20 protein-coding genes and 1 pseudogene are annotated in these 21,705 nt (G+C 58.5%); 16 read left to right on the top strand and 5 right to left on the bottom strand.

Features of this window, described 5'->3' with window-relative positions; genetic code table 11:
- The first annotated feature begins 1 nt into the window (after position 1).
- Positions 2-814 (top strand): inositol monophosphatase family protein, encoded by an 813-nt coding sequence (locus tag ACQZ5Y_RS16940; RefSeq protein ID WP_112402650.1) that lies wholly within the window; start codon positions 2-4, stop codon positions 812-814.
- Positions 815-1,079: 265 nt separating this feature from the next.
- On the opposite strand, the gene ACQZ5Y_RS16935 is transcribed toward ACQZ5Y_RS16940, so the two are convergent.
- The gene (locus ACQZ5Y_RS16935; protein WP_112402649.1) at positions 1,080-2,984 is read right to left on the bottom strand and encodes an AI-2E family transporter; all 1,905 of its coding nucleotides are present in this window, start codon (positions 2,982-2,984) and stop codon (positions 1,080-1,082) included.
- 432 nt (positions 2,985-3,416) lie between these two features.
- On the opposite strand from ACQZ5Y_RS16935, the gene ACQZ5Y_RS16930 reads away from it, so the two are divergent.
- Positions 3,417-3,836, top strand: a complete 420-nt coding sequence (locus ACQZ5Y_RS16930) for a DUF4112 domain-containing protein (protein ID WP_065703203.1) — start codon at positions 3,417-3,419, stop codon at positions 3,834-3,836.
- 149 nt (positions 3,837-3,985) lie between these two features.
- Here ACQZ5Y_RS16930 and ACQZ5Y_RS16925 read toward each other — a convergent pair.
- The 3 genes and pseudogenes from ACQZ5Y_RS16925 to ACQZ5Y_RS16915 form a co-directional block, all read right to left on the bottom strand.
- Positions 3,986-4,189: pseudogene (locus tag ACQZ5Y_RS16925) on the bottom strand (IS630 family transposase); the annotation flags it as partial.
- Positions 4,190-4,370: 181 nt separating this feature from the next.
- Positions 4,371-4,997, bottom strand: a complete 627-nt coding sequence (locus tag ACQZ5Y_RS16920; protein WP_112402647.1) for a GDSL-type esterase/lipase family protein — start codon at positions 4,995-4,997, stop codon at positions 4,371-4,373.
- Positions 4,998-5,063: 66 nt separating this feature from the next.
- On the bottom strand, positions 5,064-5,975 hold the full coding sequence (locus tag ACQZ5Y_RS16915) for a 2-dehydro-3-deoxygalactonokinase (RefSeq protein WP_112402707.1): 912 nt from the start codon (positions 5,973-5,975) through the stop codon (positions 5,064-5,066).
- Positions 5,976-6,090: 115 nt separating this feature from the next.
- Between ACQZ5Y_RS16915 and ACQZ5Y_RS16910 the strand changes: the two genes are divergently transcribed.
- The 9 genes from ACQZ5Y_RS16910 (at position 6,091) to ACQZ5Y_RS16870 (ending at position 15,802) form a co-directional block, all read left to right on the top strand.
- Entirely contained in the window at positions 6,091-6,999 is a 909-nt protein-coding gene (locus ACQZ5Y_RS16910) for a dihydrodipicolinate synthase family protein (protein ID WP_112402646.1), read from the top strand.
- Positions 6,996-8,162 (top strand): mandelate racemase/muconate lactonizing enzyme family protein, encoded by a 1,167-nt coding sequence (locus ACQZ5Y_RS16905; RefSeq protein ID WP_112402645.1) that lies wholly within the window; start codon positions 6,996-6,998, stop codon positions 8,160-8,162. Before ACQZ5Y_RS16910 ends, ACQZ5Y_RS16905 begins: the two co-directional genes overlap by 4 nt.
- Before the next feature lie 24 nt (positions 8,163-8,186).
- Positions 8,187-9,458, top strand: a complete 1,272-nt coding sequence (locus ACQZ5Y_RS16900) for an ABC transporter substrate-binding protein (RefSeq protein ID WP_112402644.1) — start codon at positions 8,187-8,189, stop codon at positions 9,456-9,458.
- 67 nt (positions 9,459-9,525) lie between these two features.
- Positions 9,526-10,452: a carbohydrate ABC transporter permease gene (locus ACQZ5Y_RS16895; protein WP_013637453.1), complete on the top strand. Its 927-nt coding sequence runs from the start codon at positions 9,526-9,528 to the stop codon at positions 10,450-10,452.
- Between the two features lie 10 nt (positions 10,453-10,462).
- Positions 10,463-11,293 (top strand): carbohydrate ABC transporter permease, encoded by an 831-nt coding sequence (locus tag ACQZ5Y_RS16890; RefSeq protein WP_003492168.1) that lies wholly within the window; start codon positions 10,463-10,465, stop codon positions 11,291-11,293.
- Between the two features lie 2 nt (positions 11,294-11,295).
- Positions 11,296-12,378 (top strand): ABC transporter ATP-binding protein, encoded by a 1,083-nt coding sequence (locus tag ACQZ5Y_RS16885; protein ID WP_065662753.1) that lies wholly within the window; start codon positions 11,296-11,298, stop codon positions 12,376-12,378.
- Positions 12,375-13,358, top strand: coding sequence for an NAD-dependent epimerase/dehydratase family protein (locus ACQZ5Y_RS16880; RefSeq protein WP_174051432.1), 984 nt, complete (start codon positions 12,375-12,377; stop codon positions 13,356-13,358). Before ACQZ5Y_RS16885 ends, ACQZ5Y_RS16880 begins: the two co-directional genes overlap by 4 nt.
- Positions 13,355-15,037 (top strand): SMP-30/gluconolactonase/LRE family protein, encoded by a 1,683-nt coding sequence (locus ACQZ5Y_RS16875; RefSeq protein ID WP_112361169.1) that lies wholly within the window; start codon positions 13,355-13,357, stop codon positions 15,035-15,037. The genes ACQZ5Y_RS16880 and ACQZ5Y_RS16875 overlap by 4 nt, the downstream gene beginning before the upstream one ends.
- Positions 15,038-15,040: 3 nt before the next feature.
- Positions 15,041-15,802 (top strand): SDR family NAD(P)-dependent oxidoreductase, encoded by a 762-nt coding sequence (locus ACQZ5Y_RS16870; protein WP_112523854.1) that lies wholly within the window; start codon positions 15,041-15,043, stop codon positions 15,800-15,802.
- A 457-nt stretch (positions 15,803-16,259) separates the two neighbouring features.
- Here ACQZ5Y_RS16870 and ACQZ5Y_RS16865 read toward each other — a convergent pair whose 3' ends face one another.
- Positions 16,260-17,066, bottom strand: coding sequence for an AraC family transcriptional regulator (locus tag ACQZ5Y_RS16865; protein WP_051093860.1), 807 nt, complete (start codon positions 17,064-17,066; stop codon positions 16,260-16,262).
- A gap of 71 nt (positions 17,067-17,137) precedes the next feature.
- On the opposite strand from ACQZ5Y_RS16865, the gene ACQZ5Y_RS16860 reads away from it, so the two are divergent.
- The 5 genes from ACQZ5Y_RS16860 to ACQZ5Y_RS16840 all read left to right on the top strand — a co-directional run bounded on the left by ACQZ5Y_RS16860 (position 17,138) and on the right by ACQZ5Y_RS16840 (position 21,608).
- Positions 17,138-17,509, top strand: coding sequence for a hypothetical protein (locus ACQZ5Y_RS16860; RefSeq protein ID WP_112523849.1), 372 nt, complete (start codon positions 17,138-17,140; stop codon positions 17,507-17,509).
- Entirely contained in the window at positions 17,506-19,509 is a 2,004-nt protein-coding gene (locus tag ACQZ5Y_RS16855) for an FUSC family protein (RefSeq protein ID WP_174051434.1), read from the top strand. Before ACQZ5Y_RS16860 ends, ACQZ5Y_RS16855 begins: the two co-directional genes overlap by 4 nt.
- Positions 19,506-19,712, top strand: a complete 207-nt coding sequence (locus ACQZ5Y_RS16850; protein WP_019565787.1) for a DUF1656 domain-containing protein — start codon at positions 19,506-19,508, stop codon at positions 19,710-19,712. The genes ACQZ5Y_RS16855 and ACQZ5Y_RS16850 overlap by 4 nt, the downstream gene beginning before the upstream one ends.
- A 1-nt stretch (position 19,713) precedes the next feature.
- Positions 19,714-20,634, top strand: a complete 921-nt coding sequence (locus ACQZ5Y_RS16845) for an efflux RND transporter periplasmic adaptor subunit (RefSeq protein ID WP_112523842.1) — start codon at positions 19,714-19,716, stop codon at positions 20,632-20,634.
- 113 nt (positions 20,635-20,747) lie between these two features.
- Positions 20,748-21,608 carry an alpha/beta fold hydrolase gene (locus ACQZ5Y_RS16840; protein ID WP_112523839.1) on the top strand — a complete coding sequence of 287 codons (861 nt, stop codon included), beginning with the start codon at positions 20,748-20,750 and terminating at the stop codon, positions 21,606-21,608.
- Positions 21,609-21,705 lie beyond the last annotated feature (97 nt).

The raw sequence follows: 21,705 nt of genomic DNA, 5'->3' as shown, positions 1-21,705 counted from the left end.
GATGGCGGACTTGTCGCTTGACGAACTGATGCAGCTTGCATTGTCCGCCGCACTTGCCGGAGGCGCTGAACTGAAGACGCATTTCGGCGCCATGTCCCGCGATAGTGTTCAACGAAAAGCTTTGGGTGATTATGCGTCCAAGGCCGATCTTGCTGCCGAGGAGGCTATTGCCGCAGTTCTGGCAAGAGCAGGTGATCGCTACGGTTTCGTGGGTGAAGAAACCGGTACGCGCATGCCAGACGCACGACGCCGCTGGGTGGTAGACCCGCTCGACGGAACCAGCAACTTCATCTGGGGCATTCCCTATTTTGCTGTCAGCATCGCTCTTTGCGACGACGAGGGCGAAATACTGGGCGTCGTCCTTGACCCATTGCGGGATGAGATGTTCACGGCAGTTCGAGGGCAGGGTGCCCGGATGAACGGTAAGGAACTGACACGGTTGGAAGAGAAAAAGCCCGAAGAATCCATCATATCTCTATCTATGCCGATCCACGGACAGTTGAAGTCGATGGACCGCAGTAGTTTCTTCCGGGCCCTGGATACCATCACCAACGAGACGGCAGGCATCCGCAGACTCGGCTCGGCCGCACTTGATCTCGCATATGTTGGCGCGGGCAGGTTAAATGGCTATTTCGAAGACGGCCTTAGCCATTACGACTACGCGGCTGGAAAGATCATTGCCCAGGAAGCCGGAGCGCTTGTTACCTCCCTCAATGGCGGTGTTGTAGAAGACGGCGGTTCACTGTTGGCGGGAACGTCATCCATACATCAGTGGCTCAAATCCAAGTTTCAGCAAGCGGAGACTCCAAGCTGAAAGGTCTCACAACCGCAAGCCGCTTTTGATGTCGCAACTGTCAAGCTTTAGACCTGACTGCTCTTAGTTCGCCTTAGACACCTAGAGACGCGTAACGTTTTCAATCTTTGTATCGATGCATCGTGCTTTTTCCAGAATGCAGGTTTGTGCGGTGATGAGCGTGTGCAAGTCCAGGGGCTGAAGCTTTCGGGTGGTCTATTCGTTATGATCCAGGAGACGAGATGCGTGCCCCTTGGTAACATCGACAGACTTCTCGTGGCTGCGTTCAGGCAGCCACCGGCGGCACTCGGCGCTGGCGCGCCACTTTTCTCACGGGGCTTTTCAAGGCCACAGGGCCTGTGTCGCTCAGGGCCGACACGACGGCCTGCGTCAGCGAAGCGGCAACGAAGTCGGCGCTTATGTCTTGAGGGTCGATTGGCGCTTCGCGCCCGCCCTCTCCCATCGGCAACAATATGCCGACACGAAGAGAAGGTCTTACACGCTTCAAACGACGGACGATCTGTCGTGCGTGCGATTTCGAGTTCTCATTGAGAAACGTAACGACAACGGTGTCGATATCGTCAGCCACCAGAGCCTTCAAATCTCGCCCTTCAATCCTTGTATAGTCTGCTTGTCTGATCTGCGCACCCTGAACCAAGAGAACTTGCGATAACATCGCAGACGCTGCGTCGTCCATGGCCCCTCTGCCTCCCAGGGATAGAATGGATCTGCCTTTACCGTCCGGTAGCGCGATTGTCTCTTTGGTCTCTGGCGCGGAAGTCTGTTCGTCTTCCGACATTCCCTCGTTTTCCTCTTCGCTCGCAATCTCTGCAAGATTTTCAATGAGGGCATGGGCGCTGGAGGCAAGAAGCGCGATCTGAGCCTCTGTCATCACGCCGCGCTGGCGGTCCGCTTCGCCCAGGATCAAGGCAGGAAGACCAACTTTTTCGTAGTAGTCGATGAGATATTCCTCTTCGAGAAACTCTTCGGCGTTGTCAGTCGCTTCGTTGGGGTCGCCGGAGAGCAGCCGCTGGTAAAGCTTTTCCTGCGGTTGGAGGACTGGTTCATTTCCGAGCAGAACATCCAGAAAACTAAACTCGGGGACATATCTGCCAAGAACGACCAGACACACCGTAAGAGGTGTCGACAGCATTAACCCCAGCGGTCCCCAAAGCCAGGACCAGAAGATTGCGGAGATAATGATCGCCATCGGAGACAAGCCGGTGTGGCTACCATAGAGCCAAGGCTCAACGACGTTATTGCTGATCAGTTCGGTGATGATGAAAAGTGCCGCGACCCACGCGACCAACGACCAGCCGGGAGATATTGCAAGGGCGAGGAACAGCGGCAATACCATTCCGATAACGGGACCAATATAGGGCACGAAACGCAGAACCAGCGTCAGCAGACCCCACAGGATCGCGTTCGGAATGCCAAGCACCCAAAGCCCAATGGTGATGGGAAAGGCGTAAAGGGCATTTACCACCAATTGCATCAGAAGGTATTTCCCAACCCGTTTTCCAGCGTCCTGCAGCGCTGCCGTCGTGCGATGGAGGTCACCAAGTCCAACCAGCCTGATGAACCTGTCGCGAAGGTCCTCGCGCTCGATCAACATGAAAATCACAAGAACGATGACCAAACCTGCCGTTGCAAACGGGCTGATAAGCGGAAGAATGAAATTGCCAAGTGTCTCGACCGGATGGGATCGCGTGACGATTTCAACGGGCATCGGCTCTCGCATGGTTGGTGCGGTCGACTGCTCGTCCTGACTTTCGACGGCGCGTGTCTGCAACTCGGCGCCGACACGCTCGACAACCTTGCTCAGATGTTCGAGCACACCATTGCCTGATCCTGCCTGGCTGAGCGCCTGAACCTTGGTGACGATATTGCGCTGATATGTCGGGATGTTTTCGGCAAGATTTGTCACCTGCGTGGCGACGACGAAACTGAACAGCGCAATTGCCATGAAGGCTGAGGCGACCGCCAAAATAACGGCGGCAATCTTGGGCACAGAGTGTTTTCGGAGAAAGGAGACAATAGGTGCCAGAGTGAATGTCAGGAGGAGAGCCAAGGCTAATGGCACGAAGATTTCCTGACCCACGTGCAGGATGACCGCGACGCCAATCAGAATGAGAATCGTTCGTCCAGAAAGCCTGGTGTTAGCCAGCGGACCTTGATGAGAAACGGCCATAAGTTTTCCGATGTCGTTTGTTGTTAAAGCGCCAGTGTCCATCAGCAGTCCGCCTTTAGATGCACCGATGAACTAAAAAAATGTGCCATGTCCACATCTGCTTTATGAAGATCAGCTTTAACTCGCGAAAGACGTTAAAGATGCAAGGGCGTGCCTTACATCTTTCTCTCGACCTAGCAGTCCTGTAGTAGCGCCAATGTAAGGGAGAATATTGCTTAAAAATTACTGTGGCCTATCGAAATCGAAAAAGGGGTGTAGGGCCTGAGCGATGCCGGGCGATTGGTGCTGTCACATAGGCAGGATCGAGGCGATTGAGCGCAACTGGTTCGGTTTCAATGGATGCAGATAGCTTGCGCAACGCTCTTGAACGCAACTCTCCACATCCCCATTCATATTAGGCTGAGGCATATCTCTTTTATGGAGCACGATTGTATGACAGCGAGAACGTGGAACGCCCACGGCACATCGGACGACTTCGTGGATAGTGCTGAGCGGCTCCGCCGCCTGCGGCGGCTGTCGGGCATCGCTCGTATGATGGACACAGCGATCCGCATTCCTGGCACGGGAATCCGTTTTGGTGCAGATTCCATCATGGGTTTGCTGCCACTGATTGGTGATGGTGCGGGCGCGATTGTCGGCCTCTATATCGTCAATGAAGCGCGCCGCCTTGGTGTGCCGCAGGAAAAGCTTGCGCGAATGGTTGGCAACATCGCCATGGATGCTCTTGTGGGCAGTGTTCCTGTCTTCGGTGATCTGTTTGATATTTATTTCAAATCGCACCGCCGTAATGTCGATATGATCATCCAGCACTTTGGCATCCCTGGCGACGAGTTGCGGCGGAAGCGCAAATAAGCCTCGACGATGGCCCGAAAAATCCTGGCGGCGGTTCTGGAATCGCAGTCGAGGTGTACCGTTTCCTCGTCGGTGGTCGAGACTGCGTCCTTCAGCCTGTGCACAAATTGTTGGCTGTCGCCTAGGGCGGGTAGGCTCAACTAAGATCCTTCAGTGCCGGATAGAGGCCGCCCCGGCGGACGGAGTCGTCCCTGTTTCGCCGGGGTCAGCCGGCTTTCCTGCGCGCTCGCAATCCACGCGATGGCTGTCAAAACACCAATCCCAAATCTGGACGCTGCTGAGCGCGCCGATATGCCATCCCGTGACGCAGCTAGAACGCGGCTACGCAGATCATTGCTGAAAGCTCGGGCCATGTTGCTTGCGACCAAATCACCAATCGGAGCGCTGGAATCAGAATTCCGCCAGTAAGGGGGGCCTAAACGCGATTCCGCGTTCAACGGACGTGCCCTATAAATCCAATGGAAATAAGCCTGTGAACACTGCTGGGGACAGTTCGGCCCCTTTCAAGAGCCAAAGATAAAGATACCCCTTGTCTCAGTTCAACAGACCCAACTTTTTTCTAAGCGCTTCCGACCAGACCGCGTAGCCTGCCGCATTCAGGTGAACCAGATCGGGTAAATAATAACGGAACATCGGCAGGCCATTTTCACCAATGAGACCGGCGTTCGGATCAAGCCATGTCGTGTGTTCGCGGCCGTTGCACCAGTCGCGCGCCGTCTGGTTGAAGAGATCGAATTCGTGGCGGTATATCCAGCGCGCCGGACTGTGCTTGATCGCCAGAACAAAGACGTCCGCCTGCGGTAGCGCTCGAGAGATGCGATCGCGCAAATCCTGCAGGTGCGCAAGCGTCGTCTGCGCCTTGAGGCCGTCGCTGGCAATATCGTTTTCGCCGAAATAAAGCGCCACTCTACCTGGCTTCAAGGGAACCAGGAGCCGGTCGAGGTAGTGGCTGGCAGAGAGGTAAGTGCCACCGCCAAATCCCAGATTGACGATATCCAGCGAGCCGAGATCCTCGGTGATGGAGCTCCAGATTCGAAACGAGGATGAGCCATAAAAGGCGATCGGATTGTCTGGAAGGCCGATGCGCTGAATGCGGGCCAGAACGGCAATGATATCGTTTTCGTGACGGCTGGTGCCGATATTGGCTGGGAAGTCGTACATGATTGGTCCTAAAGATTGTCTTGAAAGCCGGATGCCGCCATTTCGGCAACCGGCGATCGGCAAGGGTTATAAAAGCGCTTGCCGCAGGACAGTCAGAGCGCCTTTTGTGAGGGCGTCATCCGCACCCATGGATGTCTTGAGCCCGAACACATCGGCGGCAACCAGATAGAGATCGTTCAGCCCGTCATTGCCGACGATAGCTGCCTCGTCTCCTTCCGCATACCATCCGGCCTCGCGGGCTTGCCGAAACTCCTGCCCGATGACCAGTCCTCGCACATAGGATCGCAACTGATCCGGCGAAAGCCGGCCCGCAAGCCCGCCGGTTCGCGCCGAAAACAGCAGCGACAGCATGGCGGCGGATCGTTTTGCCTCTGTCAGACCCCAGCGATAGGCCTCCTGATCATCGACCGGCGGCTGCGTGGAACCGCGCGCGATGAAGGAGTGATTGATAAGCAGGTTGAAGATTTCACCGGTGACGAATGTCTGGAAGCCATCGATCCTTCCCGCCGTCACCCGCGCCCATTTGCTGTGTGTTCCAGGGATGATGAGGGTGGCATCGTCGCCAAGGCCGTGGCCGACGATCTGGGTTTCTTCACCACGCATCACGTCCGGGAAGGGCTGGCGGGCGGGATCGGTCAGACCGGGCAGGAACACGAGATCGGACCCGTTCGGCAGCGACCTGCGCACCGTGCTGGCGGCAAGTTCCGCCGGGCCGGCCGGGCACGGCACGTAAGCGACCTCGACCCAGCCATTTCGGCTGGTGATCATGCCGAGTGCGGCCACGGGCAAGGCCCCATGGCTTGAGAACCAGGGTGCGAGTGCATCCATCAGCGCCGCCTCGTGCTCACCCTTGCCAAGGCTCGAAATACCGTCGGCGGTTTCAAGATGATCGAGTTCTTCGCCGCCTTCATCAACGAGCGCCGCCCTCAATGATGTCGTTCCCCAATCAACGATGATCGATGTCGCCGGTGCTGCCATGTCTTGAACCTCCTCGTTCATTTCATCTTGGGGCTTGTCATAGGTCGCAAGTCTATATAGTGTCAATTAGTGAATTCAAGGTATCAAAATATGATACTTAATCGGGAGGAGAAAGATGGTGGCTGGCCTTAAGGGGATTTTGCCTGTTCTGCCTACGCCGTTTCTGGCTGATGGTGGCATTGACGAAGCGGGTATGAAGCGACTGGTGGTCTTTGCACTCGACAAGGGCGTGGATGGTGTCGTGTTTCCCGGTTTCGCCAGCGAGGTGGAGACTTTGAACGCCGGCGAGCGTGCGGCGTTGCTGAAAATTGTCGTCGATGTGGTGGCCGGGCGGGTGCCGGTCGTGGCCGGGGCAAGTGCGGCCGACTGGCGTGATGTGGTTGAGCACGGGCGGGCGGCATCGGCGCTTGGCATCCGCCACCTGATGGTGCAGGTGCCCAAGTCGGTCGGCACGGATGCGCCGGCGCTGATCGAATTCCTCGGCAGGATCGTCGAGGCGCTGCCCGAAGTTGAAATCATCCTGCAGAACGCGCCCGCGCCGCGCGGCTCCGACCTTTCGCCGCAGGCGATCGTGGAGATCGTGCGGGCGTTGCCGCAGGTGACCTATGTCAAGGAAGAGACGCTTCCTGCCGGCCCAGCCATCAGCCACATCGTCGCCCATGCGCCTTCGACACTGAAGGGCGTCATCGGCGGGGGCGGCGCGCGTTACATTCTCGACGAATATGCCCGAGGTGCTACGGCGGCAATGCCGGCGCTGGAGATCGCCGAGGAACATGTTGCCATCGATCGGGCGCTTGTTGCCGGGCGGCAGGAGGAGGCTCGTCGGATTTATGTCCGCACCCTGCCTCTTCTGGTGCTGCAGGCGGTCTATCGCATGCGGCTGACCAAATATGTGCTGGCCCGCCGCGGCGTGATCGAAGGCGTCGGTGTGCGTGCGCCGACACCCGAGCTTGATGCGGCGGCCATTGCCGATATCGACGCCAATCTGGTCGAACTAGGCCTCGTTGCCGTGGAGGCCGCATGAACAGCCCCATCGCAAGCGTCGAAGTCTTCACGCTGACCCAGCCGCGCAAGGTGCCATATCTCGGCGCCTTGCGTGAAGGTGAGGTGGTCAATCCCAACGGCTATATCGTGCGCAAGGGAAATCGCACGGTCTACCCGACCTTCGACCGCAGCGTCCTGGTGCGCATGACGACCGAGGCCGGCGTCGTGGGTTGGGGTGAGACCTATGGTATCGTTGCCCCCGGCGCGGTCGCCGCTCTCATCAACGATCTTCTCGCCGGTTTCGTGATCGGCCGCGATGCTTCGGACCCTTCGGCGATCTATGACGACCTTTACGACATGATGCGGGTGCGCGGTTATACCGGCGGCTTCTACGTGGATGCGCTCGCCGCGCTCGATATTGCGCTATGGGATATTGCCGGACAGGAAGCCGGCAAGTCCGTTCGCGACCTGCTCGGCGGCGGCGTGGATACGTTTCCGGCCTATGTTTCAGGCCTGCCTGAAAAGACGCTCAAGGCCCGCGGGGAATTGGCGAAATACTGGCAGGACCGCGGTTTCAACGCCTTCAAGTTCGCAACGCCGGTGGCAGACGATGGCCCGGCGGCCGAAATGGCGAATCTCCGGAAGGTACTTGGACCCGATGCAAAGATTGCCGCCGACATGCACTGGAACCAGACGCCGGAACGGGCGCTGGAACTGATTGCCGAAATGCAGCCCTTCGACCCTTGGTTCGCAGAGGCTCCGGTCTGGACGGAGGACATTGCCGGTCTGGAGAAGGTTTCGAAGAATACCGAAGTGCCGATTGCAGTTGGTGAGGAATGGCGCACCCATTGGGATATGCGCGCCCGCGTCGAGCGCTGCCGCATTGCGATCGTGCAGCCTGAAATGGGCCATAAGGGTATCACCAATTTCATCCGTATCGGTGCTCTTGCTTCCGAGCACGGCATCGATGTCATCCCGCACGCCACCGTTGGCGCCGGCATATTTCTTGCCGCCAGCCTGCAGGCGTCGTCGACATTGCCAACGCTCAGAGGTCACGAATTCCAGCATTCGATCTTCGAGCCGAACCGTCACCTGCTGGAAGGCGACATGGATTGCCGGGAGGGCAGGTATCACCTGCCGTCCGGACCCGGACTTGGGGTAAGGCCGTCGGAGGCGGCACTCGGTCTGATTGAACGTATCTGAACTGGTTTTTTGGAGGAGGAAGCCATGAACAAGACAATAAGCCGATTGGCGCTCGGCACCGCGACCGCCGTTTTGATGACAATGGGCAGCCTTGCCCCGGCCAGGGCCGATACCGTTCTGAAATTCATTTCCTGGCAGACGGACGATGCCGGCACAGGCGAATGGTGGCATTCGGCCATTGCCGCCTTCGAAAAACAGCATCCGGGCGTGAAGATCGAATTCACCAAGGCCGAGCGCAGCTCCTATGCCGACACGATGACGACGCTTTTTGCGGCCAACCAGCCGCCGCAGATCGTGCATCTCGCTTCCTTCGAGTTCCAGATGTTTGCCGATAGCGGCTGGCTCGAGGCGCTCGACCCGTGGCTGAAGAAGGACGGCATTGACATGACCGGCTGGGCCGGCCAGCAGAAATGCGAATGGAATGGCGAAACCGTCTGCATCATGACCAACTATTTCGGTTTCGTCATGGCCTACAACAAGAAGCTTCTCGAAGAAGCGGGCGTCGCGGTTCCGAAGACCTATGACGAGTTTCTGGCCGCGGCAAAAGCGACGACCAAGGATTTGAACGGCGACGGCATTATCGACCAGTTCGGCACAGGCCATGAAACGAAAGGCGGTCCGGGTCAATATCTGACGGAGATGCTGAACTACATCCTCGACGCTGGCGCCTACTGGACCGACAAGGACGGCAATATCACCATCGATACGCCGCAGATGGTGGAGGGTCTTTCACGCTGGAAAACCGTGATGAAGAGCGGGATCAGCCCGGTCGACATGAGCGCCAGCGACGTGCGCAAGCTGTTTGCCGATGGCAAGATGGCCATGCGGCTGGACGGCCCCTGGCTTTACGGCACCACCGAAAAAGGTTCGGCCAAGGCTGATATCGTTTACGCCGCACCGCCGCTTCATCCGCCGCTTGGCGGCTCGTCCAATGTACTCGCCATGCCGGCCGATATTCCTGACGACCAGAAGGCATTGGTCTGGGATTTCATCAAGCTGACGATGTCACCGGAATTCCAGCGCAGCTATGCCACCCTTGGCGGCAACACCCCGCCAAGCCCGACCGCCGACGTCTCGGGTGTCGAAAAGACCATCCCGCATTTTCCGGTGCTGATCGAGACGATGAAGGCCGCGTCCGAGGCGGGGATCGACCGCATTCCGACCGGACTTGAGCTCTTCTACAACGAGTTCAGCAAGATGGTGATGGAAGAAAGCCAGCGGATGATCATTCAGGATCTCGATCCGGCGGCGGTGGCGAAAACCATGCAGGCAAAGGCCGAAGCCATCAAGGGTTGATCCCGTTGTCTTGCCATGGCCCGGAAAGGGCCATGGCCATCATCCGCATCCGGCAGGAGGACCATCCATGACCGAACCCGTTCGGGCTGGGCGTCGCAAGTTCTTCGATCTTGCGCGCCCCAGCCGGCAACATCTCCTCGGCTATATTCTGATCGCGCCCGCAGTCCTGATGGTTGCCGCCATCATCGTCTGGCCGCTCGTTTTGGCCATCGACCTGTCGTTCCAGCAGGTCAAAATACCTCGGCTTGGCGGTGCCAGCCGGCCGTTTTCGCTAAGCAATTACACATGGTTGTTCTCCTCGCCAGAATTCTGGCTGGCCTGCTGGGTGACGCTAAAGCTGGTTATCGTCGTAACCGCCGGCAGCGTCGCCGTCGGCCTCAGCACGGCGCTTCTGGCCAATAATCGCTTCAAGGGCCGCACCGTCGCGCGGCTGGGAATGGCGCTGCCCTGGGCGGTGCCGGAAATCATCGCGGTCGTCATCTTTGCATGGATGTTCGACACCTCCTTCGGCCTGTTCGGTTGGCTGGCGATAAAGCTTGGTTTCACCGACCAGATGATCCCCTGGGTCAGCAGTTCCACGGCCGCCTTCTGGGCCGTTGCCATCACCATGGTGTGGAAGGGCTTTCCTTTCGTGTCGATCATGTGTCTGGCGGGTCTGCAGTCCATTCCCACCGATTATTACGCCGCTGCCAAGGTGGATGGCGCCAGTGTCTGGCAGCGTTTCCGCTGGATCACCATGCCGTTGCTGATGCCGGTTCTCGGGGTCACGCTGGTGCTGACCCTGCTTTGGGTGTTCCGCGACTTTTCCATCATCAAGGTTCTGACCGGCGGCGGCCCGCTGCGTTCAACCCAGACGCTGTCGATCATGACCTACGACCAGGCCTTCCAGTATCACAACTTCGGTCGCGCCGCCGCCGTCGGCGTGCTGACGCTGGTGATCTGCATCATTGCCAGCCTGCTGATGCTCGGCCGGCGCTCGAAATCAATCTACTGAGGAGGCTTTGATGAAACGTAGCTTTGCACAGAGCCTTGCCCTCTACGCGACGGTGATCTTTACGCTGGTGATGATCCTGTTCCCGGTCTACTGGCTGCTGGTTACCGCCCTTTCCACCACCGACGAACTCTACCGCCTGCCACCGACTTTCTGGCCGGACGATCCGCAATGGGACATTTTTGCCCGTGTCTGGGCGGCAAAGCCGATCCTTCTGTGGCTGTGGAATTCGATGCTTGCCGCTGTCGGCTCGGTTGCGCTGTCGATGCTGGTTTCGGTCAGCGCCGGTTATGCCCTGTCCCGCTATTCGATGCGGGGCGGCGCTACCATGGGAATGTTCGTTCTCACAGCCAAGATGTTGCCCGCCACGCTACTCGTTATCCCGCTGTTTTCGATCTTTTCGAGCTTCGGTCTGATCGGCAGCCTATGGACGCTTGTGCTTGCACATTCGACCATGATCATTCCCTTCGCAACCTGGATGCTGAAGGGTTATTTCGACACGATCCCGAAGGAACTGGAACAGGCTGCCATGGTCGACGGCTGCTCGCCGATCGGCGCCATGGTGCGTGTCGTGCTTCCCATCGCCACACCGGGGCTTGCCGCCACCGCGCTTTACGCATTTGTGCTCAGCTGGGCCGATTACGCCTATGCGCGTACCTTTCTGGTCAACTCGCCGGACAACTGGACCGCCAATCTCGGCATCACCACGATGCAGGGCGAATATGTCACCTATTGGAACGACATCTCCGCCGCATCGGTGTTCATCGCGCTGCCGATCATCGCAATCTATCTGTTCCTTGAACGTTATTTGGTCGGCGGTTTGACCGCTGGCGCGGAGAAATAAGCATGGCCAATATTTCCATTCGCAACGTCAGCAAGTCCTATGGCGCGCTCAACGTGCTCAGGCCCTTTTCGCTTGAGATCGAGAACGGCGAGTTCGTGGTGCTGGTTGGACCTTCCGGTTGCGGCAAGTCGACGATGTTGAAAATCCTTGCGGGTCTCGAACCGGCAAGCGAAGGGCAGATCTTCATCGGCGACAATGAAGTCACGGATCTGGCGCCCGGGGACCGCGATATAGCCATGGTGTTTCAGAATTATGCGCTCTATCCGCATCTGACGGTTCGCCAGAACATCGGCTTCGGGCTGAAGATGCGCGGCACGGACAGGCATGAGATTGACCGCCGGGTCGACGATGCGGCGCGCATTCTGGAAGTGACGCCCTATCTGGATCGTAAGCCCAAGGATCTGTCAGGCGGTCAGCGGCAGCGCGTCGCGCTTGGTCGCGCCATCGTGCGCCAGCCGCAAGCCTTCCTCATGGACGAGCCGCTGTCCAACCTCGATGCCAAGCTGCGTGTCCATATGCGTGCCGAAATCGGCGCTTTGCACAAACGCATCGGGGTCACTACCGTTTACGTGACGCATGACCAGGTGGAAGCCATGACCATGGCGGACCGGGTCGTGATCATGCAGGGCGGCATCATCCAGCAGATTGCCGCACCAGACGAACTGTTCAACAACCCGGCCAATCTTTTCGTTGCCGGTTTCATCGGCTCGCCGGGCATGAACTTCCTCAATGCGCAACTGCGTGACGGCACTGTTACCCTGTTTGGGCAACATGTTTCCGTGCCGGGCGCGGCTGATCGCCAAGGCAGCGTGATCGTCGGTCTGCGGCCGGAACATCTGGTTCTCGGCGATGCGCCGGTCACCTTCGATGTTCGCCCGACGCTGGTGGAAAGCCTCGGATCGGAAAAATACGTCTATTTCGACGCGGAAGGCGCAAGGGTGGCCGATGGCGAGGAGGGCAAGTCCAAGGGTCTGATCGCGCGCGTCTCGCATACCGGCAATCTTCCTGGCAACGAGGCACTCCGGCTCGGTTTCGATCCGGCCAAGCTTTATCTCTTCGATGCAAAGACCGGAGAACGGCTATGATCCTCGTCACCGGATCGGCGGGCCGTGTCGGTCGTGCCGCTGTCGCCGCCTTGCGTGCACAGGGCCGCACCGTTCGCGGTTTTGATCTCAGGCCATCGGGAACCGGCGGCGAGGAAGTCGTCGGGTCGCTGGAGGATGCGCAGGCACTGTCCGAAGCGATGAAGGGCGTGAGCGCCGTCCTGCATCTGGGAGCCTTCATGTCCTGGGCTCCGGCGGATCGCGATCGTATGTTCGCTGTCAATGTCGAGGGTACGCGCCGGCTTCTGGATGCCGCTTCAGCATCTGGCGTGCGGCGTTTCGTGTTCGCTTCCTCAGGCGAGGTCTATCCGGAAAACCGACCGGAATTCCTGCCGGTCACCGAGGATCATCCGCTTTGCCCCAATTCGCCCTATGGCCTGACCAAGCTTTTGGGCGAAGAGCTGGTGCGCTTTCACCAGCGAAGCGGCACCATGGAAACGGTGATCCTGCGGTTTTCGCATACGCAGGATGCGGCGGAACTGCTGGACGAAGAGAGTTTCTTTTCCGGTCCCCGGTTTTTCCTGCGGCCGCGCATCCGCCAGCAGCAGAATTTCGGAAACGTTGCTATCGCCGAATTGCTCCAGTCCCGAGATATCGGTGAGCCGTCGCACATTCTGTCGCGCAACAAAAACGGCCGTCCATTCCGTATGCACATTACCGATACGCGAGACATGGTGGCAGGAATTCTGCTCGCTCTCGATCACCCCGAGGCGGCGGGCGGCATCTTCAATCTCGGCGCGGATGAACCCGCCGACTTCGCCGTGCTTCTGCCGAAGATTGCGGCGCTGACCGGCCTTCCCATCGTGACAGTCGATTTTCCCGGCGACGGCGTTTATTACCATACGTCCAACGAGCGGATCAGAAACACTTTGGGGTTTGAAGCAGAATGGACGATGGACCGGATGCTGGACGAAGCGGCGGCCGCAAGGCTGGGGCGACTCGCGAAGGAGCAGAGGCGATGAAGCCCGAGACGCCGGGCGGCACGGCGGCGCTGGCCAAGGGGCTAACCCTGCTCGATATGGTTGCCGACGCGCAGGAACCGCTACGTTTTGCCGAGTTGTTGCGCGCCTCCGGCCTGCCGAAGCCGACCTTTGCACGCATCCTGCGCACCCTTATCGCCTATGGTCTCGTCCGTCAGGATGCGGCCCGGGGCACTTATGTTCTGGGCCAGCGTTTTCTGGAAATGTCCCATAGGGTCTGGGAGAGTTTCGATCTCGTCTCGGCGGCAACCCCGGAACTCGAGCGGCTGGCGGCCGAACTGGGGGAAACGGTTGCGCTGTGCCGGCTTGACGGCACGATGACGCAATATCTGGCCGAACGTTCGCCGAATGGCCTTTCTGTGCGCGTCGAGGTGGGGCGCCGCGTCCCCCTGCATTGCACAGCACCCGGCAAGGCACTGCTCGCCTTTCAGGACCCCGCCGTCGGCCGCGCCCTCTTGGACCGTCTGACGCTGGATGTGCAGACCCCGAAAACCATCACCACGCTCGATGCGCTCCAGGCCGACCTGACGTTGACCCGGGCACGTGGTTATTCGATTTCTTATGAGGAGCACTTGCCAGGTGTAAATTCGGCAGCCGCGCCTGTCATGGGTCGCGACAATACGCCGATCGGGGTGCTTGTTGCGCTTGGCCCTTCATCGCGGCTCAGTTCCTCCAATATCCATCCAGCCGGGCGCGAATTGATTGCTGCCGCCCGCCGTATCACGGGTGCGGCTGGGGCTGTCGCCATTAGTTCCAGGCCCAGGCCCCGGTCTGTCACCGGCCGTCCGAGTGCCGAGCTGAGTTGCGTCTTGCCATGGGGCGCACAGCTTGGCGAGAGTCCAGTGTGGCACGATGGCGAAAATACGCTCTACTGGGTCGATATTCTTCATCCCGCTGTCCACCGGTTTGATCCAGCGAGTGGCCGGAACGAAACCTGCGAGACCGGGAAGTTGGTCAGCGCGGTCATTCCGGTTCGCGGTGAGCGTCTGCTGGTGGCGTCTCAGGATGGGATCGAATGGCTGGATTTTGCATCAGGTCGCCTCACACCCTTCGTCAGCCCGGAGGCAGGCATCGTCGACAACCGCTTGAATGATGCCAAATGCGGGCCTGACGGTGCGATATGGGTGGGATCGATGAGGATTGACGCCTCCAAGCCCACGGGTGCGCTTTATCGTATCAGCACCGATGGCGCATTCGAACGCAAGGAAGGCGGCATCATTGTCTCCAACGGCCTCGGCTGGAGCGCGGATGGGAAAACCTTCTACTTTGTTGACACGGTACCTGGCCTCATCCACGCCTATGATTGCGATCCCGCGACCGGAACGCTGTCGGGATGCCGCGAATTCGCACGCATTCCCGTCGCTGACGGCCGGCCGGACGGTCTTGCGGTGGACGCGGAAGGAGGGGTCTGGTGTGCGATCTGGGATGGCTGGTCCGTGCGCCGTTATCTTCCAAACGGGAAGCTCGACCAGGTAATTGAGATGCCGGTGCCCCGTCCCACCAGCATCGCCTTTGGTGGCCCGGATCTGTCGACGCTGTTCATCACCAGCGCCCGCACCCGCCTGCCGGCCTCGACACTCGCCGACGCGCCTCTGTCAGGTGGACTGTTTTCCTGCCGCCCGGGAGTTTCCGGTGCGCATGTCTCATTGTTCGAAGGATAAAGGATGAACCTTCAAAACATCTTTGGCCTGAAGGGCCGCGTGGCGCTCGTTACCGGTTCAAGCCGTGGGATAGGAGCGGCGATTGCCGAAGGGCTGGCCGGGGCAGGTGCCCATGTCATCCTGCATGGCGTCAAGCCGGGCGCCACAGCGGCTGTACATGAGCGGATTGTTACGCACGGGGGAACGGCGGATCATCTGGCAGGCGATCTCTCCGAAGTCGGGGCTGGTCGGGATCTTATCGAGCGAGCAGAGGCGATCGCACCACTCGATATCCTTGTTATCAACGCCAGTGCCCAGATCAATGCCCCTCTATCGGCGCTGACGCCAGGTGATCTGGCGTTTCAACTGGCGGTCAATCTGGGCTCGACGGTCGACATGCTGCAGACGGCACTGCCGCGAATGTCGGCTCGGAAATGGGGCAGGATCGTCTCCATAGGATCAGTCAATCAGCTAAGGCCCAAAAGCGTCGTTACCGCCTATGCGGCGACGAAGGCCGCACAGCACAATTTAATTCAAAGTCAGGCTAGAGATTATGCCCGCGACAACGTGTTGCTCAATACTCTCGCTCCTGGCCTCATCGATACGGACCGCAACGCTCACCGCCGCATCGAGGACCCGGAGGGCTGGAATGAATATGTAAGCGCACTGAACTGGATGGGGCGGGCCGGACGACCGGAAGAGATGGTGGGGGCAGCTGTCTTTCTGGCGTCGGAGGCATGTAGTTTCATGACGGGCGAAACGATTTTTCTCACCGGAGGTTATTGAGCGGGCGGATATTGAAAAAATGCAAAATGTCCCGAACGCAGGTGTTGGCCCAGCAACTTTTGCGGTGATCGTCTGGAGAGGTCGTCATTCTAAAAACCAGCGCCGATAATGTGGCGATTGTGCGGGCCCGGCTTCGACGTTGTCATCACCGAACTGCCGCATACTATCGTCCACTCATGCGTCTGCTTGATTTGCCGAACATCATCCTGACGCCGCATGTGGCGTGGGTAAGAAGCGCAGCGGTCCAGTCGCTGGTCGATCAGCTGATCGACAATGTCGCGGCGTTCTAGCGCGCCCTTCGTTTGACCGTTATAGCTTCTCATGTAATCGAGAAATGCGCGCATGGCGGCACGTGGGAGGCGGGTCGTAAAAACCATTGCGGTAGGAGAGTGTCCATTGGGAGGAAGCTTCGCCAGCCGGCCGATTTCCTTTCAGGTGTCGCTGTACCTTCTAACGTTCAGCGGTCGAAGTTTCCCAGATATCGGGCAGGCGATGTGCCAAGCGCTTTCTTGAACATGGTTATGAATGCAGAGACGGATTGATATCCAAGATCCCCCGAAACCTGCTGCACCGTTGCCCCCGCTGCAAGGCTTCGGATTGCGACAATCACCTGCAATTGTTGTCGCCAGCGGCCGAAGGTAAGGCCCGTTTCGCTTTGAACGAGACGGGCGAGCGAATTCTCACTCATCGCCACTCGTTTTGCCCATTGCGCCATCGTACTGCGATTGGATGGATCGTCTGCCAGCTCGGATGCGATGCGTGCAAGCCGGGGCTCGTCCGTCAGCGGGAGGTGAAGATGCTCGACCGGCATCCGCGACAATGCCGACAGAAGCAGCGTTTCCATGAGCTCTAAGTCAGCAGTCGCGGCAGCCGATTGGTCGGCCATCTCGATGATCAGTTCCCTGACGAGCGGAGACAGGGAAAGCGTGCAGCACCGGTTCGGCAGATCGGCAGCCCCCGGCTCGATGAACAGGAAGAACAAACGTGCGTTGGCGGTGGCCACATTGCTGTGAAGCATGCCCCCTGGAACCCAGACGCCACAATGAGGCGGAACCATCCACATGCCGCTTGGGACGCGACAAGTCACGCCTCCCAGCAGCGGCATGACAAGCTGGCCCTTACGGTGCTGGTGTTCGGGAGCCTCGCGTTCATTCTGAGACACGTCGATCCTCACAGCGCGAACGCGCGATGAAGAGCTTTCGACATCATGGTCGGCGAGGGCACCGGACAGGGATAGTGGTGGCTGGGGGTATTTAGTGATCATTAGAGGGAATATCTAAATTCGTCCGATCGGTTTGTCGATAGGGTCATCTCGCAAGAAGCTGGAGGGTGATCATGGCACTTCAAAAACACAACGACCGCTGGTGGTCGGATATCGTCCGGACCGAAATTCGTCTGACCTCGAAAGGACCTCGCAGGCTCTGCATCCTGCCCCCATCCCTGATGGGGACAAGGCCGGATCGTGCCGCTGTTCTGAAAAGGATTACAGGCATTCTTTTTTCGAAAGCCCGAGCATTACTTGCCCGCCAGCCTCCGGCCATGTCGACTGTTGTGCGCGCTGACCCTGTCGAAGCCTATCTGCAAGCCTGCCTCGCTGCACCATTCTTTTTCTATGTGTCGCCAGCGACCTACGGCCTCGCAGACAATGTTACCACTGATGAAAAAGGCATCGAGCGCAAGGCCACACTGCCGGGGGATGAGGTGTGAGTTCCCGGCCAGTTGTCACCAGCGGGAACGTCATCTTTTCGCTGAAAACATTTCTTGCGGCCATGGCGGCATATCTTGCAGCCATCTGCTTCGATCTCAACCGGCCGTCCTGGGCGGTTGCAACCGTCTACATCGTCGCTCATCCCCTGTCCGGCGCGATCTCGTCAAAATCGGCATATCGGCTGCTGGGCACAATCATCGGCGGTGGTGCAACGATCCTCATGGTCCCGAATCTTGTGAACGAACCTATACTTCTTTCCGGCGCGATCATCCTGTGGGTCTCCGGGTGTACCTTCGTCAGTCTCCTTGATCGCACACCGCGTAGTTATATTTGCCTGTTGGCGGGCTATACCGTGCTTCTTGCAGGACTGCCGCTCGTCAACGCTCCGGTAAACACCTTCGATATTGTCGTTTCCCGCACCGAGGAGGTCGGCCTCGCAATCATCTGCGCGTCGATTGTCAGTCACGTTGTTTTTCCGGTTCACGTGGGGACGACCCTTCTCAACCGGATTGATGGATGGATGGCCAGGGCGCAGGAGCTTTTCGAAGCCACAGCAACCGGAAAAAAGGACGGAAACCAAAGCCGGATGGAACGCCACGCCCTGGCGGCAGAGGCTGCCGATCTGCGGTCGTTCGCGGTTCATCTTCAATATGACGGATCCAGATACCAAAGCAGAGTGGCACTGGTATGGTCGCTGCAGCACCGGATGCTTTCCTTTCTGCCGCTACTGAGCGAACTGGAGGATTTGCGACGATCACTGGGCAGGTTTGACCCGGCTGGCCGGGAAAAGGCATTGACGATAATTGCCGAGATGGATTCGAGACCGGGAGGCTCCTCCTCCACGATCGATGCGCTCGCCTTCTCCACCTCGCCTCCGACATGGGAAAAACTTCTTCTCGTCAAATTTGCCCGAGATCTGCGGGCTGTTGTTCGGCTCTCTGACGAGTGCCTCACTCTTCGAAAATCCATTGAAGATGAGGGCGGACGTAGAGCGGCTGGCGCGTCTGACAGAATGCCTGCACCGCATCGGGATATCGGAATGGCTTTGCTGTCATCGCTGACGGTTGCAGCATGCCTTGTCACCTCTCTCCTCTTCTGGATCGCAACGGGCTGGTCCGACGGGGTTACCTTCGCCCAGATATCGGGCGTCCTTTGTTGCCTCCTCGCCACCATGGATGATCCGGTCCCTGCCATGCGCAAGTTTGTCAATGTGACGATCGGTGCGGCGATTGCGGCATTCATCTACGGCTTTGCGATCCTTCCGGCAGTCGACGGTTTTGCGTCGCTCGCCGCTGTTTTGGGACTATTTCTGATACCGGCGGGCCTATGTCTCGCAGTGCCTTCGCTTGCCCTCGTCGGCATGGGTCTTTGCATAAATTTTCCGCTGCTTCTTACCCTTCAGGCCTATCCAGCGACAGACTTCATCAGCTTCGTCAATGCCGCAGCGGCGACCATACTCGCAATGGTCTGGACGATCACGGTTTGCAGCCTCCTTCGATCTGTGCGAAGCGAGACAAATGACAGAAGGCTTTTTTCTGTTATCCGGAAACATGTCGTAAGCATCGCGGTTGGCAAGCAATCCGACGTCCTGGTCACCCACCATCGCATGATCGACGTTGCCGGCCTGTTAGCCTTACGAATGGCAAAACGACCAGCGGTCTTGGAAATTGGCGACTGCGACCTCTTGAGGGAGGTCCGGGCAGGGCTGCATCTGCTTGCAATGCAGGAGCTTGTGCCCAAGGCTTCGAACGGTATCCGGCTCGCCGCCAAACCGGCCTTTCAGGCGGTCGCAGCCCTGTACGGTGCCCGTGCCGCTAAAGGTGAGGGCTCCGTGGAAAAGGCGGTGCAGGCGCTGGATGGTATGATCCTTTCCCCCGCGGCCGCCACCGCGATGGATACCGAGCTTCTGATGCGCGCCGTTGCACTTCGCCTCTGCATTGCTCCGGACGCTTACGCTCCCGTTTACCCAACAGCCGGGGCGGGGAGGAAGCCCGCGTGACGGAGCAGGTCGAACTCTATGGCGTCTTTCTGCCCTCGCTCGCGGCTCACGCATTGTTTGCGTATGCAGCCCTGCGCCTTCTCACATCGCTTCTCGGCAAGATCGCATTCTACCGTATGGTTTGGCACCGCTCACTGTTTAACCTTGCGCTGTACATTACCCTTGTCGGCGGATTTTCTGCCGCTATCAACTGGTTTCAATGACATGAAAAATCTGACGCTCACCACGGGTCAAGTGCTTCTAACCCTGTCGATGACGGCATGTGCTGCGATTCTGGGCTGGCACTTGTGGTCTTTCTACATGGAGGCGCCATGGACCCGTGACGCCCATGTCCGCGCTGATATCATCCGATTGGCACCAGATGTTTCCGGGCCTGTCGCCGAGGTTCTGATATCAGACAATGCGCACGTGGAAAAAGGAACGCCGCTGTTTCGCATTGAAACGGATCGCTTCTGCCTCGCGCTGCGCGAGGCAGAAGCGAAGGTAACGGGTAGCAGGGCGGCTGCGGAGATGGCAAAAACCGATTTCGAGCGGTATCAATTGCTTGCCTCAAAGGAAGCAGCCAGCCTGAAGGAGCGACAGCAAGCGGAAAGCCGGATGTATCAGGCAGAGGCCGCCTATCGATCTGCACTGGTCGCGCGGGATCTGGCAAAGCTGAACCTTGAGCGGACAATCGTGAGAGCGCCGGCGTCCGGGGCAATTACGAACTTTTCCCTGCGCCGAGGTAACTATGTCCTGGCTGGAACTGCGGTGGGCGTCCTCGTGGAAAAAGAATCCATCTATCTTGCAGGGTATTTTGAAGAGACAAAGCTACCGAGAATCCATATCGGTGATCCAGTTACGATCAATATCATGGGTGAAGCCCAATCGGTCACTGGGCATGTCGCGGGAATTGCTGCGGGGATCGAGGATCGGGAACGAAGCGATAGTGCGGGTTCGCTGGCAAGCGTGACGCCGACATTCTCATGGGTTCGACTTGCCCAGCGAATCCCGGTGCGGATCGAGATCGATGAGGCTCCGGCGACGGTTCGGCTGGTCGCGGGAAGGACGGCGACCGTTTCGATTGAGCAAAAGCGGGACCAGGCGGCACCTCCTCTCCCATTGCCCTCCGCCATCACACCCTGATCGCTACCAAAGCCGAGTTCTAAGGCAATGCCGAAGCGCAGGGTCTAACGGCAGGCTGAGGCGGAACCGGTCGTCGCAGAGACCGTTCACTCAACGATTTCAGGGGAAGCGCGATGTTTGAAAATTTCAAGCTGGAAATGATCACGGTTCCGGAAACAACGCTCCGGGTTCGCCATGGCGGAAGTGGTCCACCGCTTCTTCTGCTGCACGGACATCCGAGAACACACACAACCTGGTACAAGGTGGCCCCCATCCTGGCCGAGAAGTTCACGGTTGTTTGCCCCGATCTGCGAGGTTTCGGGAAGTCTGGCAAGCCGGCTAACCCGTATGATCATGAAGCATCGTCAAAGCGGGCCAAAGCTCGTGACTGTGTCGCTCTCATGGAACATCTCGGCTTCAACCGGTTCTTTCTGTCGGGCCACGACCGCGGCAGTTACACCGCATTTCGTACTGCGATGGACCACCCTGAAAGGGTTGAGAAGCTCGCAATCCTTGATGGGGTTCCGATCCTGGAAGCGCTGGAGCGATGCAATGTTAGCTTTGCCACGCATTGGTGGCATTGGTTCTTCTTTGCTCAACACGACAAACCCGAGCGGGCCATTCTTTCTGATCCCTTGGCCTGGTATGGCGGCAGCGAGGCTTCCATGGGAAAGGGAAACTTCGCGGACTTCCGCTCGGCTGTTGAAGACCCCGCGACTGTCCGGGGAATGCTGGGTGACTATCGCGCGGGTGTTCACATAGACCATCTCCACGATCTTGATGATCGAAATTCCGGAAAAAGACTGACATGCCCGCTTCATGTCCTGTGGTCACTGCAGGACGATCTGGAAATGTTGTATGGAGATGTGCCGGCGGTATGGCAGCCCTGGTCGAGCCTTCCTGTTTCGGGCCGGGGAATAGAGAGCGGACATCACATGGCAGAAGAGGCCCCTGTTGAACTGGCTCGTGAGCTCATCTCATTTTTCAAAGCGTGAACACATCGATCGCGCCCATCCCTTGCCGAAGAAATGATCAGCATTGTCGCTGGGCCGGTTGGCACGACGCTACGTGATCCGTTGGTCTCATAAGAGC

The organism is Agrobacterium sp. A3-95, from assembly GCF_053521785.1.
Note: the sequence above shows the minus strand (reverse complement) of the source record. Positions and strands in the feature narration are given on the sequence as shown.

Bases quoted from the DNA above. Each gene is read 5' to 3' on its own strand.
- ACQZ5Y_RS16940 (WP_112402650.1), top strand. From the start codon at position 2: ATGGCGGACTTGTCGCTTGACGAACTGATGCAGCTTGCATTGTCCGCC.
- ACQZ5Y_RS16920 (WP_112402647.1), bottom strand. From the start codon at position 4,997: ATGTACGACTTCCCAGCCAATATCGGCACCAGCCGTCACGAAAACGAT.
- ACQZ5Y_RS16880 (WP_174051432.1), top strand. From the start codon at position 12,375: ATGATCCTCGTCACCGGATCGGCGGGCCGTGTCGGTCGTGCCGCTGTC.
- ACQZ5Y_RS16865 (WP_051093860.1), bottom strand. From the start codon at position 17,066: ATGATCACTAAATACCCCCAGCCACCACTATCCCTGTCCGGTGCCCTC.
- ACQZ5Y_RS16930 (WP_065703203.1), top strand. From the start codon at position 3,417: ATGACAGCGAGAACGTGGAACGCCCACGGCACATCGGACGACTTCGTG.
- ACQZ5Y_RS16915 (WP_112402707.1), bottom strand. From the start codon at position 5,975: ATGGCAGCACCGGCGACATCGATCATCGTTGATTGGGGAACGACATCA.
- ACQZ5Y_RS16840 (WP_112523839.1), top strand. From the start codon at position 20,748: ATGTTTGAAAATTTCAAGCTGGAAATGATCACGGTTCCGGAAACAACG.
- ACQZ5Y_RS16860 (WP_112523849.1), top strand. From the start codon at position 17,138: ATGGCACTTCAAAAACACAACGACCGCTGGTGGTCGGATATCGTCCGG.
- ACQZ5Y_RS16890 (WP_003492168.1), top strand. From the start codon at position 10,463: ATGAAACGTAGCTTTGCACAGAGCCTTGCCCTCTACGCGACGGTGATC.
- ACQZ5Y_RS16875 (WP_112361169.1), top strand. From the start codon at position 13,355: ATGAAGCCCGAGACGCCGGGCGGCACGGCGGCGCTGGCCAAGGGGCTA.
- ACQZ5Y_RS16870 (WP_112523854.1), top strand. From the start codon at position 15,041: ATGAACCTTCAAAACATCTTTGGCCTGAAGGGCCGCGTGGCGCTCGTT.
- ACQZ5Y_RS16905 (WP_112402645.1), top strand. From the start codon at position 6,996: ATGAACAGCCCCATCGCAAGCGTCGAAGTCTTCACGCTGACCCAGCCG.
- ACQZ5Y_RS16910 (WP_112402646.1), top strand. From the start codon at position 6,091: ATGGTGGCTGGCCTTAAGGGGATTTTGCCTGTTCTGCCTACGCCGTTT.
- ACQZ5Y_RS16885 (WP_065662753.1), top strand. From the start codon at position 11,296: ATGGCCAATATTTCCATTCGCAACGTCAGCAAGTCCTATGGCGCGCTC.
- ACQZ5Y_RS16895 (WP_013637453.1), top strand. From the start codon at position 9,526: ATGACCGAACCCGTTCGGGCTGGGCGTCGCAAGTTCTTCGATCTTGCG.
- ACQZ5Y_RS16845 (WP_112523842.1), top strand. From the start codon at position 19,714: ATGAAAAATCTGACGCTCACCACGGGTCAAGTGCTTCTAACCCTGTCG.
- ACQZ5Y_RS16900 (WP_112402644.1), top strand. From the start codon at position 8,187: ATGAACAAGACAATAAGCCGATTGGCGCTCGGCACCGCGACCGCCGTT.
- ACQZ5Y_RS16935 (WP_112402649.1), bottom strand. From the start codon at position 2,984: ATGGCCGTTTCTCATCAAGGTCCGCTGGCTAACACCAGGCTTTCTGGA.